We start from the raw sequence: 12103 nt of genomic DNA on the forward strand, positions 1-12103 counted from the left end.
CAGGGGGCCAGGGGGTCAGGGCTTGATGTTTCAGGGCATCACGCCTTAGGGGGCAAGGCTCCGGGCTTCGAGTTCCGGGCTCGGAATTCCGGGCTTTGAGTTCCGGGCTTCGAGCTCCGGGCTTCGAGTTCCGGGCTTCGAGTTCCGGGCTTCGAGCTCCGGGCTTGCCGTTCTGGGCCCGGAGATCCGGGTTGGAAGCGCGATGCTCGGAGCGTGAGGTTTGAAGCGCGGTGCTTGGGTTTCGAAGCCAAGTCTCAAGGCAAAAGCACTCCCTTATAAGGAATACAAGACACCGCCACTTGCGATGCCAATCATTTTCTCCGATTGCGCCGGTTCTTTTTCGATTGCGCCGGTTCTTTTCCGACTGCGCCGGCTCTTTCTCAGATTGCGCTGTCCTTTCCCTGATCGCGCCGAGCGGCGAGCGCCCGCCTTGTTGACCGGTTCACTCGAGTGGAAGTCCCGCACCGGGGCAGAAACTCCCCGGCTGTGGCGCTGTCAAGAAGCACGCCCCAATGGCGCTGCACGCGAACGAACAGCCCGCGCCACCGGAGACGTGTTGCTCGACCTGCGCGTCGCCGCCGGCCCGGCTCTGCCCCGCCCATCCTTGATCGCTCTCAACATTGACACAGTTCCTTCTAAGCCTTGTAATAACTTCATACCTTCTCGGAGACGGACATGACAGCGCGGAATACGATCGAGCTGGATCTGGAATGTTACAAGGCGCTGGAATCGCACAGGCAGTCGCTGGACGAGAGCGCGCTGGATATTCTGCGCCGAATCCTTCTAAGCGCTAACGACACTTATAAGGAATGCCCGGCAGAGCCCGCGGAGCGGAGTGCGCCTGCCAGAGGCGATGAGGGGAGTATCGGCGGTGGCGCGCCGGATCGTACGAGCCCGACTTTGTCGCCGGATCATATGAGCCCGACTTTGCCGCCCGATCGAACGGGCCCAACGTTGTCACCGGATCACATAACCTCAGCTCTACCGCGAGATCACATAACCTCGGCTCTACCGCCCGATCACCTGGCCTCGGCTTTGCCGCCCGACTGGCAGGATCCGAACGACGAGACGGAAAGGCGGACCGGCAATTATCTCGTCCAGCTGGGCGACAAAGCCTGTTTCGCGTCCAGCCAGAAGGCCGCCTACCGGCTGGGGCTGATCTGGCTGGAGAAAACCCGTCCGGGCCTGCTGGCCGCACTCGCTCATGCCGGCACGCGAAACCGCCGGATCGTGGCGCATTCCCCGGACGCGCTCTATCCGCGATCGCCGGCGCTGGCCAAACATGCTGAAAAGCTGATCGATGACTGGTATGTCGATGTAAACCTCTCGAAGGAACAAAAGCTTTCGCGTCTCAAGACTGCCTGCCGGCATGCCGGCCTGATGTTCGGCAAGGATCTTATTGTTGACCTCTGACACCGGCTTCGATCTCGCCAACCCAATTCCGATCGCCCAGGCGCTGATCCGGCGGCCGTCGATCACCCCGGCCGATGCCGGTGCGCTGGACGTGCTGCAGGGCATGCTCGAAGCGATGGGGTTTGCCTGCCGGCGCTATCCTTTCGGCGAAGTCGACAATCTCTATGCCCGCCTCGGCACAGCCTCGCCCTGCTTCCTGTTTGCCGGACACACCGATGTCGTGCCGCCCGGCGACGCGGCCGGCTGGCAGCGCGCACCGTTTGCTGCCGAGGAGGCCGACGGGGTTCTGTGGGGACGCGGCGCCGCCGACATGAAGGGTGCGATTGCCGCCATGGTCGCCGCCGTGCGCCGCCATCTCGATGCGGCCGGCACGCCGGACGGCTCGATCGCCTTCCTGATCACGGGCGATGAGGAAGGTCCGGCGATCAATGGCACAAAGGCCGTGCTCAAGGCGCTGGAGGCCGAGGGCGAGACCTTCGACCATTGCCTGGTCGGCGAGCCCACCAATCCCAATGCGCTGGGCGACACGATCAAGTCGGGCCGGCGCGGATCACTGAACTGCGAGATCACCGTCACCGGCCGCCAGGGGCATGTCGCCTATCCGGAACGGGCCGAAAACCCGATCCCGCCTTTGCTCGACCTGCTGGCGCGGCTGCGTGCGCGGACGCTGGACAGCGGTGTGCCGCACTTCCAGCCGTCCAATCTGGAAATCACCACGGTCGATGTCGGCAATCCGACCACCAATGTCATCCCCGCCACCGCCCGGGCGCGGTTCAATATCCGCTTCAATATCGCCCATACCGGCGCCGACCTGACCCGCTGGATCGAGGATGAGGCGGCCGGTGTGAACCTGCATTTCGACGGGCAGGTGAAAACCGATATCCATGTCACGGGCGAAGCCTTCCTGACGCCGGCCGGCGCCTTCACCAGCCTGCTGCAGGATTGCGTGGAAGCGGAAACCGGCCGCCGTCCCGCCCTCACGACCGGCGGCGGAACCTCCGACGCCCGCTTCATCCAGGCCTATGCGCCCGTGGCCGAGTTCGGCCTCGTCGGCGCGACCATGCACCAGGTCAATGAGCGCGTGCCCGTCAGCGATATCGAGAGCCTGACGCGGATCTATGCGCGCATCCTGGATCGCTATTTCGAGGATACGCCGGAATGATGCGTCTCGTCGCCGAAGCCTGGGTCGCGGTCCGGGCCAGCTGGCGTATCTTCACCTTCCGGCCGGACTGGCAGTCGGGGTTCGATATCTCGATGGGCGGGTTCTGGCGCTCCTTCGGTGCCATCCTCTTCGCCGTGCCGATGATCGCGATGATCCACATCTCGGGCGAGGCCATCGGCCGCAATCTCAGCTGGACGGACGAGTTCCTGATCCAGGGCCTGTCCTGGGCGCTCTTCCCGGTCGCGGCCGCCATCGCGGCGCAGGTGACCGGTGCCCGCGCCGGTTTCGTCCGCTGGATCATCGTCCACAACTGGGCGGTGCTCTGGCTCTATGCCTATCTTTTTGTGCTGTGGACCCTGTTCACCGCGGGCATTCTGCCGGTCGAGCTGATGAGCATCGGGATCTTCATCTATCCCTATCTGCGCGTGCTCGCGCACTGGCGCATCGCCTATGTCTCGCTGGGTCTGCCGACCATTACATCTGCGCTCGCAGCAGCCGTACCCATTCTGGCGACGGAAATCGCGGTGAGGATCTATTTCACCAGCGTGGTCGTCCCTCAGGCGTCGGGCGGATAATCCACGGCGACGAGGTAGAGCCCGTCCGGCGGCGCGACCGGTCCGCAACGGCTGCGGTCGGCGGCGTCCAGCGCCGCCTTGAAGTCCTTCGGGCTCCACTTGCCCGTGCCGACCTCGACCAGCGAGCCCACCATGGAGCGCACCTGGCGGTGCAGGAAGGAGCGGGCCGAACAGGTCAGCTGCACCTCCTCGCCATAGCGGGAAACCTGCACCGCATCGAGCGTCTTCACCGGGCTTTCCGCCTGGCACTGGGCATCGCGAAACGTCGTGAAGTCATGCTGGCCCAGCAGCGCCTGCGCCGCGTGATGCATCGCGTCGGCGTCCAGGCGTTTCGGCACCCGCCAGACCTGGCCGCGATCGAGGGTGAGCGGCGGGCGGCGGTCGATCATGCGGTAGAGATAATGCCGGCTCGTCGCCGAGAAGCGGGCATGGAATTCATCGTCGACACGCTCGGCTTCCAGCACCGCGACCGGGTCGGGCTTGAGGTGATAGTTCAGCGCATCGCGCACCTTGTCGGCGGCCAGATCCTTGACGAGATCGAGATGCGCGACCTGGCCCAGCGCGTGCACGCCGCTATCGGTCCGCCCGGCGCCATAGACCAGGACCGGCGCGCCATCCAGCCGTTCCGCGGCCCGTTCGAGCGAGGCCTGGACGGAGGGGGCATTGTCCTGACGCTGCCAGCCGGCAAAGGGCGTCCCGTCATACTCGATGGTGATCTTGTAGCGCGACATCAGGCGAGCACCGTGCCGGGCTCGACGCTGTTGCCGCGCAGGAAGTCGGTGGCGTCCATGGCGCCCTTGCCCGCCCGCTGCAGGCGGACGAGACGCAGCGCGCCCTCACCGCAGGCGATCAGCAGATTGCCGTCGAGCACTTCGCCCGGCGCGCCGGAGCCCGTCTCGGCCTTCGCCATCAGCACCTTCACCCGCGCAACCTCCTTGCCGGTGTCCAGTTCGAACCAAGCGCCCGGGAAGGGGGAGAGCCCGCGCACATGACTGGCCAGTTCACCGGCCGGGCGTGTCCAGTCGATCCGTGCTTCCTCGGAGGAGATCTTCTTTGCATAGGTGATGCCCTCTTCCGATTGCGGCACCGCTTCCAGGCTGTCGCGTTCAAGCGCCGACAGGGCGCGCGGCCACATCAGCGCGCCCGCCTCCATCAGCTTGTCGTGCAGGCTGGCCGCGGTATCGGTGGGGGCAATGGCAACGGTTTCCGACAGCAGGATCGGACCGGTATCCAGACCCGCCTCCATCTGCTGGATCTGCACGCCGGTCGTCTCGTCGCCGGCCATGATCGCGCGCTGGATCGGCGCTGCCCCGCGCCAGCGCGGCAGCAGGGAGGCATGCAGGTTGAGACAGCCCAGGCGCGGCGCATCCAGGGCCGCCTGTGGCAGGATCTGGCCATAGGCAACCACGGCGGCGACATCGAGATCGAGCGATGCAAACTCCTCGATCACCTGCGGATCGCGGAAGCTGTCCGGTGTCGAGACCGGAATGCCCAGCACTTCGGCGAGCTGGTGGACCGGGGTCTTCTGCTCGGCCTGGCCGCGGCCGCGGCGGCGGGGCGGCTGGGTGTAGACCCGGGCGACCTCGTGGCCGGCGGCGGCGATCTCGGCCAGAGAGCGGGCGGCAAAGTCGGGCGTTCCCATGAAGGCGAGGCGGAGCGTCATTGTCGATCAACATTCATCTGAGGTTGGGCTTGGGGTGTGATATCGTCCCCGGCAATGAAACGCCAAGAGGAAGCGTCACCCATGAAACTCGCCTGGCTTGTCCTGCCCCTGACCCTGCTCGCCGCCTGCGCCGCCACTGACAGCCCGCCGCCCGGCTATGGCGGACCGGACCCGGTCGTCGTCGGTATCGGCGAGATGTGCGGCGGCAATGTGCGTCCCCAGCGGATCTGCGGCGGTGCGCCGGAGGCCAATTACTGCCGCTATGAACAGGCCGCCATGTGCGGTGCCGCCGACGCGCCCGGCACCTGCCAGCCGCGGCCGCAGATGTGCACCCGGGAATACCGCCCGGTCTGCGGCTGTGACGGCCAGACCTATGGCAATGCCTGCACCGCGGCCTCGGCCGGTGTCAGCATTGTCCATGAAGGCGAATGCCGCGCGGAATAGGGTTCACGGCGGGACGGGATTTGCTTCAGTCACGCAATAATTCGTGATGGCCGGCGATCAACGTCCCGCTACCCCAATAACGGGCATAATGGTAGATCGCACCCGCGTGCCAATCATGGCACGAGGGTCAAGGACACCATACATGCGCATGCAAATTTCCGCTGCCCTCCTGGGCGGCGCGCTTCTGATGGCCTGCACGGCTTCCGAGGACGTCTCCGCAGCCCAGGACGCTGCTCAGGAAGACACGTCTGTCGTGAGCGAAACCGTCACCGAAACCCCGGCCGAAACGGTCGTCGAGGACACCGGTACGGACCACATGTCGACCGACGCTACGGTCGATGCTGAAACCCCGGCCGAAGCGGTGGAAGCCGAAGCGGTCTGCACCCAGGACTATGCTCCGGTGTGCGGTTCGGACGGCGAAACCTACGGCAATGCCTGCGAAGCCGGGCTCGCCGGCGTGGACGTGGCGGCCTCTGGCGAATGCCATACCGACGAAGAGCCGCATAACTAGAGCGTGGTCAGGTGAAGTGGGAACCGGTTCACCGGTTCGACCACGCGACCACTCAGGATTCCGGGGCAGGAAACGATCCTGCCCCGGGCGTCTCCATACATCGAGAACCTGACGGGCCGGTTTCCCAACGACCGGCCCGTCTTGTTTCCGGGCTTGTTTTTGAGCCCTATTCGAAGCCCCAGGGCGGGGGCGGGGCATCGACGGGCCGGGTCAGATCGAACACGGCCGCGAAATGCCGCTCCGGACGGTCCAGCGCATAGGTGAAGCTGTCCTCCGTCAGCGTGATCGACCAGACATTCTCCATCGAGGCCGGAATACCCTCGCGCTCGAACAGTTCGCGCGAGAAATCGTCGGCGGGAAATTCGGCCCGGCTGTCCGTTGGCGGCGAGACCGTGTCGCCGCCATACTGGGTCAGCACATCCTCGCTGCCATCCTCATGACGGTGATCGTGCTTGAGACGCAGATGGCCGTCATCCATGCGCGTGATCACCCAGGTCCGCGACCGGTCCTCCCCGACATGCAGCGGAATGCGGATTTCCGTGTCCGAACACTCCCGCACATGCATGACGAGGCGCTGCGACGCCCAGTCGGCATCGCGCGGATCGTCGCTGGCGACATGCCCTTCGAACGCCTGGCCGCAATAGGCGCCGAGACGGTCGAACAGGTCGGCCTGTTCTGCAGGCTGTGAACAGGCCACCAGGGCCAGCGGCACGAGGCCGGTCATCAGGTGTTTCATTGGCAATCTCTCTCCCCCAATCGCGGATCACCCTGCCCGATCCTTGCCGCAGTGGAAACAATCCTTTTCGTCCGGCGTGGTGGGTCGCGCGGCCGATCATGCCTATCTTGGGGTCAAGCCAAGGCCCGAGCGGCCTCACAGAAAAGGAGCGCATCGCCATGACTGCGACCGATACCCTGACCCGTCCGCGCAAGATCACCAAGGTCTCGCGCGGCCTGCCGACCTCCGACGGGGCCGGCGTGAAACTCACCCGCATGCTGGGCCATCGCGGGCTGATGGATCTCGACCCTTTCCTGATGCTCGACCAGATCCGCTCCGACGACAGCGCGGACTATATGGCCGGCTTCCCGAACCATCCGCACCGCGGCTTCGAGACCGTGACCATCATGCTGGACGGCAAGATGCGCCATGGCGACAACAAGGGCCATTCCGGCGTGATCGAGGGCGGCGGCATCCAGTGGATGACGGCCGGCCGCGGCATCGTGCACTCGGAGATTCCCGAGCAGGAGGATGGCCGCCTCTGGGGCTTCCAGCTGTGGGTGAACCTGCCCTCGCACATGAAGATGACCGATCCGGGCTATCAGGAGTTCGCCAAGGACGATATCCCGGTGGAAACCCGCGACGGTGCGACCCTGCGCGTGCTCGCCGGCAAGAGTGCCAGCGGCGTTGAAGGCCCGGCGAAATCGGTCTCGATCCAGCCGACCCTGATCGACATCGTGCTGCAGCCGGGTGCCACGCTGCGTGAAAGCATCGATACCGATCACACCGCCTTCATCGCGGTTTACAAGGGCATGGTCTCGTCCGGCGAAGGCCGGGTGAGCGATCCCGATCTGGGCGTGCTGGAAGACGGCGACACGATCGAGCTGACCGCCGGGCCCGAAGGTGCCAGCCTGCTGCTGGTGGCCGGCAAGCCGATCAACGAGCCCGTCGCGCGCTACGGTCCCTTCGTGATGAATACCGAAGCCGAGCTGCACCAGGCGGTGCGCGACTTCCAGGCGGGCCGCTTCTAGGCGGAACCGATACCGGCCGGACCCGTAGCATGCGCTGCGGGTCCGGTACCCGGCACACACGCAACACCAGGAAAGGAGAACCCGATGGGCCTCCTCGTCGACGGCCAGTGGCAGGACCGCTGGTATGATACGGACAAGACCGGCGGACGTTTCGAACGCTCCGCCTCGAAACTGCGCAACTGGGTGACGCCGGACGGCGAACCCGGTCCCTCCGGCCGCGGCGGTTTCAAGGCCGAGCCCGGGCGCTATCACCTCTATGTCTCCTATGCCTGCCCCTGGGCGCACCGCACGCTGATCTACCGCGCGCTGAAAGGGCTGGAGGACATGATCTCCGTCTCGGTCGTCGACTGGCTGATGGGCGAGAATGGCTGGACCTTCAAGGATCGCGGCGACGGCATTGCCGGCGACGATCTCTTCGGCAAGGATTTCCTCTACCAAGTCTATCTGGAAAGCGAGCCGGACTATTCCGGCCGCGTCACCGTGCCCGTTCTGTGGGACAAGCGGACCGGCCGCATCGTCTCGAACGAGAGCGCCGAGATCATCCGCATGCTCAATTCCGCCTTCGACGGGGCCGGTGCGAAACCGGGCGACTGGTATCCCGAAGGCAGGCGCGACGAGATCGACGCGCTGAACGACCGCATCTACGAGACGGTGAATAACGGCGTCTACAAATCCGGTTTTGCGACCACGCAGGACGCCTATGAAGAGGCGGTCCGCCCGCTCTTCGACAGTCTGGACTGGATCGAGGGGATCCTGGCGGAGAAGCGCTTTTTGACCGGCGACACGCCGAGCGAGGCCGACTGGCGGCTATTGCCCACCCTGTTGCGTTTCGACCTCGTCTATCACGGCCATTTCAAGTGCAATATCCGGCGGATCGAGGACTATCCCAACCTGTCCGGATACATGCGCGAGCTCTACCAATGGCCCGGCATCGCCGGCACCTGCAATTTCGACCACGCCAAGGCGCACTATTATGCCAGCCATGAAAGCGTAAACCCGACCGGCATCGTCCCGGTGGGCCCGGCGCTGGATCTGGAGAGACCGCACGGGCGGGGGTAGGAGCCAGATGAGTTTCCTCCCCGCGCATTTTTCCCGGCCGTATGTCCCGCGGAGGCGGGACGAAGAGCCGGGACCGACAGCACGGGCATCGCGCTCGCTGCCCGTCCACTAGGTCCCGGATCTGCAGCCTGCCTTCGCAGGCTTCCGTCCGGGAAAACCGTGAAATTCTGAAATGAAATGGCGGAGAGTCGAAAACCTAAGCCGCGTCGCGGGACTTGTCTTTTTCGGCTTTCTTCACCTTCTGCACCGCCCGCTGCCGCTTCAGGCGCGAGAGGTAGTCGATGAAGAGAATGCCTTCCAGATGGTCCATTTCGTGCTGGATGCACACTGCGAACATGCCTTCGGCGATCTCGTCGCGCTCATTCCCGTCATAGTCGAGATATTGCACGCGGATGCGGTCGGGGCGCTCGACCTCGTCGAACACGGCCGGCACCGACAGGCAGCCTTCCTCATAGGGACGCAGCGTGTCGGACGGGTCGGACAGGACCGGATTGACGAAATAGCGCGGCTGCGGCTCCTCGTCGGAACCGGCCAGATCCATCACGATCACGCGCTTGGGCACACCGATCTGGATCGCGGCGAGACCGATGCCGTCGGCCGCGTACATCGAGTCCAGCATGTCGTCCATCAACGCACGGAGCTCGTCATCCACCCGGTCGACCGGTTGGGAGACTTCCTTCAGACGCGGGTCCGGGACGGTAAGAATGTCACGTATAGCCATGCCCCTAAAATAGTCGCAGCGGCTTAACGGTTCAAGAATTCGCCGCTTCTGATGCCGTATCCGGCGCAGCCAGGGCAGGCGCCTCGCCGGACGCGTCATCCTCATCCAGCCCGGCGGCATCGAGATACTCGCTCGGCAGGGCCTTGCGGGCATTCGCCCCCAGCGTCTTGAGCATCTCGGCCTGGCGCACCAGATTGCCCCGCCCCTCGACCAGCTTGCCCTTGGCGGCCGACCAGGCATCCTTTGCGCCGTCGATCCGCTTGCCGACGGTTTCCAGGTCCGACACGAAGCCCTCGAACTTGTCGTAGAGCGCGCCGGCGCGGTCGGCGATATCGATGGCATGGCGGTTCTGGCGGTCGATCGTCCACAGATTGCCCACCGTGCGCATGGCCATCATCAGCGTGGTCGGCGTGGCGATCATCACATTGCGGTCCCAGGCATAGCTGGACAATTCCGGATCGTTCTGCAGCGCCAGCGAGGCCGCGCCCTCGAGCGGCACGAACATGAGGGTGAAGTTCACTCCCTCGTAAAGCCGCGCATAATCCTTCTCGCCCAGCGCCTTGATATGGGCGCGTACCGAGGCGATGTGCTGTTTGAGCGCCGTCTTGCGCGCGGTTTCGTCCTCTTCATTGACGCAGCGCTCGAAGGCGACCAGCGAGACCTTGGAGTCGATCACCAGCCGGTGTTCGCCGGGCATTTCCACGATCACGTCCGGCCGCAGCAGCGCGCCGTCATCATTCCGCTCGGTCTGCTGGGTGAAGTAATGCTCGTTCTCGCGCAGCCCGGCGCGTTCGAGGATGGTTGCCAGCACCATCTCGCCCCAATCGCCCTGCACTTTCGAGGAGGAGCGCAGCGCATTGGCCAGGTTCTTGGCGTCCGCCGACATCTGATGCGCGTCCTTGCGCACCGTTTCCATCAATTGCTTGATTTCGCCGGCATGACCGGAGCGCTCGGTCGCGTCCTTCTCGACCTTCTCGCGGAAATCCTTCAGCTGTTCGCGCAGCGGATTGAGCAGGGTCTGCAGGTTTTCCGTGCTCTGCTTGTTCAGCTCGGCACCCGACGCCTTGAGGATCTCGTTTGCGGTGAGCTTGAATTGTTCGCTCAGCCGCTCGCGCGCCTTTTCAAGCTCGGCGAGCTTTTCCCCGTGATGGCGCTGCGTGGCGTCGTGCTCGGATTTCAGGCTGGCAAAGTCGGACGCCAGCCGGTCCCGCTCGGCCCGCAATTCCTCGGACTGTTTGAGCAGGCGGTCGCGCTCCTCGCGCACGCTTTCCAGGCGCGCCAGCTTCTCGCGTGCCTCGACGGCTTCGGTCGCGCGCTGCTCTGCCGTCTCGCGCCATTGATCGCGCTCGGCCCGCAGGGTTTCGGCCTGGTCGGCGGCAAACCCGTCCTGCGCCTTCGGCCGCCGGAAGAGCAATACGGCCAGCAGCAGGATGACGAGCGCCAGCCCGCCAAGCAGGAGCCAGGTTTCCGGAGCGATTTCGGTCAGCATCATGGGGTCGCCTTGTCTTTGCACGTCATTCTGCGTGAGTCGGTCGTGTGCGGCCACAATGCCGGCCCGCCGCGACAGAAGCTGTCACATCCCTCGGTCGCCCGCCGTGCTCGCGCAGGAGGGGAAAACGGCCCCGATCCTGCATCCTGCCCGCTACGGGATGTAGGAGAGCGTGCATGCACGTGCGTATCGTTTCAATCGGAGACATGACCGGCGAGCAGGTCGCGAAATGGAACGCCTGGGCGGCCCCGCATGGACGCCTGATCAGCCCCTATTTCCATTACGAGTTCACCGCCGCGATCGCCCGCGCCCGTTCCGACGTCCGCATTGCCATTGTGGAACAGGATGGCGAGATCGCCGGCTTCTTCCCGCACCATGTCGCCCATGACGGCGTCATCCGCCCGGTCGGGGCACCGATGAGCGATTATCAGGGCGTGATCGCCCGGCCGGACGTGCAGATCCCGCTGGAGCGGATCGTGCGCGCCTGCGGCGGTTCCGCCATGGTGTTCGACAACTGGCATTGCCCCCGGGGCGGCTGTGACCGCGCCCGCCGCAGCCGCGACGGCTCGGTGATGGTCGATCTGGCCGGCGGTGCCGATGCCTATTTTGCCGCCCAACGCGCCGAATACCGTGACCATTTCCGCAAGACCGCCCGGCGCCAGCGCGCGGCCGAGCGCGATATCGGCCCGGCGCGCGTCGTCATCGGCGATACCGATGGCAGCGCCTTTGCCCAGCTGGATACCTGGAAACAGACCCAGTACGAAACGACCGGCAAGCTGAATGTGTTCGGCATCGGCTGGGTGCGCGAGACCCTGAACGATCTGCGCACACTCGATACGGCAGGCTTCTCCGGTCTGACCGCCTCGCTCTGGTTCGGCGACCGCTTGGCTGCTGTCGAGTTCGGCCTCAGCGCCGGCGGCGTCTATCATTCCTGGTTCCCGGCCTATGATCCGGAACTGGCCCGCTATTCGCCTGGCCTCCTCCTGCTGCACGGCCTGTTCGAACAGGCCGCGGAACACGGCATCGAGCGCCTCGATCTGGGCCGCGGCGGTCTGCACTACAAGAAATATTATTCCAGCTATGAAGTGCCGCTGGACCAGGGCCGCGTCCTGGTGCCCGGCCTCGCCTCAACCGCGATCCGCAGCTGGGAAATCGCCGAGAAGGCCGCCGGCGTGATGCCGGGTGCCGTCGCCGAACTGCCGGCCCGCCTGCGCCGCCGCTGGTCCCAGGTCAGCGCCTTCCAGCCGCGCCTGGCCCCCCGCCTGGCCAGCTTTGCCGGATCGATTTCGCTGTAGGTCATCGGCACCTGCGACAAGTTCG

The 12103-nt window shown here is 65.2% G+C and carries 13 protein-coding genes; 8 read left to right on the forward strand and 5 right to left on the reverse strand.

From position 1 onward, the window contains the following. The first annotated feature begins 675 nt into the window (after positions 1-675). The 3 genes from ABJO18_RS16800 to ABJO18_RS16810 are packed head-to-tail and all read left to right on the forward strand — an operon-like array spanning position 676 to position 3150. Positions 676-1413 carry a hypothetical protein gene (locus tag ABJO18_RS16800; RefSeq protein ID WP_348509306.1) on the forward strand — a complete coding sequence of 246 codons (738 nt, stop codon included), beginning with the start codon at positions 676-678 and terminating at the stop codon, positions 1411-1413. Further along, positions 1400-2575: a succinyl-diaminopimelate desuccinylase gene (gene dapE, locus ABJO18_RS16805; RefSeq protein WP_348509307.1), complete on the forward strand. Its 1176-nt coding sequence runs from the start codon at positions 1400-1402 to the stop codon at positions 2573-2575. Before ABJO18_RS16800 ends, dapE begins: the two co-directional genes overlap by 14 nt. Next, positions 2572-3150, forward strand: a complete 579-nt coding sequence (locus tag ABJO18_RS16810) for a hypothetical protein (protein WP_348509308.1) — start codon at positions 2572-2574, stop codon at positions 3148-3150. The genes dapE and ABJO18_RS16810 overlap by 4 nt, the downstream gene beginning before the upstream one ends. On the opposite strand, the gene truA is transcribed toward ABJO18_RS16810, so the two are convergent. Beyond that, positions 3132-3881, reverse strand: coding sequence for a tRNA pseudouridine(38-40) synthase TruA (gene truA / locus ABJO18_RS16815; protein ID WP_348509309.1), 750 nt, complete (start codon positions 3879-3881; stop codon positions 3132-3134). The two genes, ABJO18_RS16810 and truA, sit on opposite strands and share 19 nt — an antisense overlap. Continuing rightward, on the reverse strand, positions 3881-4813 hold the full coding sequence (gene fmt, locus ABJO18_RS16820) for a methionyl-tRNA formyltransferase (RefSeq protein WP_348509310.1): 933 nt from the start codon (positions 4811-4813) through the stop codon (positions 3881-3883). Before fmt ends, truA begins: the two co-directional genes overlap by 1 nt. 81 nt (positions 4814-4894) lie before the next feature. Between fmt and ABJO18_RS16825 the strand changes: the two genes are divergently transcribed. Beyond that, positions 4895-5257 carry a Kazal-type serine protease inhibitor family protein gene (locus ABJO18_RS16825; protein ID WP_348509311.1) on the forward strand — a complete coding sequence of 121 codons (363 nt, stop codon included), beginning with the start codon at positions 4895-4897 and terminating at the stop codon, positions 5255-5257. A gap of 142 nt (positions 5258-5399) precedes the next feature. Continuing rightward, on the forward strand, positions 5400-5768 hold the full coding sequence (locus ABJO18_RS16830) for a Kazal-type serine protease inhibitor (protein WP_348509312.1): 369 nt from the start codon (positions 5400-5402) through the stop codon (positions 5766-5768). 166 nt (positions 5769-5934) lie between these two features. Here the strand turns inward: ABJO18_RS16830 and ABJO18_RS16835 are convergent, their stop codons facing one another. Then, positions 5935-6504 (reverse strand): hypothetical protein, encoded by a 570-nt coding sequence (locus ABJO18_RS16835; RefSeq protein ID WP_348509313.1) that lies wholly within the window; start codon positions 6502-6504, stop codon positions 5935-5937. A gap of 158 nt (positions 6505-6662) precedes the next feature. Here ABJO18_RS16835 and ABJO18_RS16840 point away from each other — a divergent pair, with 158 nt between their 5' ends. Together ABJO18_RS16840 and ABJO18_RS16845 are read left to right on the forward strand one after the other, a co-directional pair. Continuing rightward, on the forward strand, positions 6663-7514 hold the full coding sequence (locus ABJO18_RS16840) for a pirin family protein (RefSeq protein ID WP_348509314.1): 852 nt from the start codon (positions 6663-6665) through the stop codon (positions 7512-7514). 84 nt (positions 7515-7598) lie between these two features. Further along, positions 7599-8573 carry a glutathione S-transferase family protein gene (locus ABJO18_RS16845; RefSeq protein WP_348509315.1) on the forward strand — a complete coding sequence of 325 codons (975 nt, stop codon included), beginning with the start codon at positions 7599-7601 and terminating at the stop codon, positions 8571-8573. 196 nt (positions 8574-8769) lie between these two features. Here the strand turns inward: ABJO18_RS16845 and def are convergent, their stop codons facing one another. Both def and rmuC read right to left on the reverse strand, forming a co-directional pair. After that, positions 8770-9294 (reverse strand): peptide deformylase, encoded by a 525-nt coding sequence (def, locus tag ABJO18_RS16850; RefSeq protein WP_348509316.1) that lies wholly within the window; start codon positions 9292-9294, stop codon positions 8770-8772. A gap of 31 nt (positions 9295-9325) precedes the next feature. After that, positions 9326-10786 (reverse strand): DNA recombination protein RmuC, encoded by a 1461-nt coding sequence (gene rmuC, locus ABJO18_RS16855; RefSeq protein ID WP_348509317.1) that lies wholly within the window; start codon positions 10784-10786, stop codon positions 9326-9328. A 173-nt stretch (positions 10787-10959) separates the two neighbouring features. On the opposite strand from rmuC, the gene ABJO18_RS16860 reads away from it, so the two are divergent. Continuing rightward, positions 10960-12078, forward strand: a complete 1119-nt coding sequence (locus ABJO18_RS16860) for a GNAT family N-acetyltransferase (protein ID WP_348509318.1) — start codon at positions 10960-10962, stop codon at positions 12076-12078. Positions 12079-12103 lie beyond the last annotated feature (25 nt).

The organism is Maricaulis sp., assembly GCF_039978735.1.
Lineage (GTDB): Bacteria > Pseudomonadota > Alphaproteobacteria > Caulobacterales > Maricaulaceae > Maricaulis.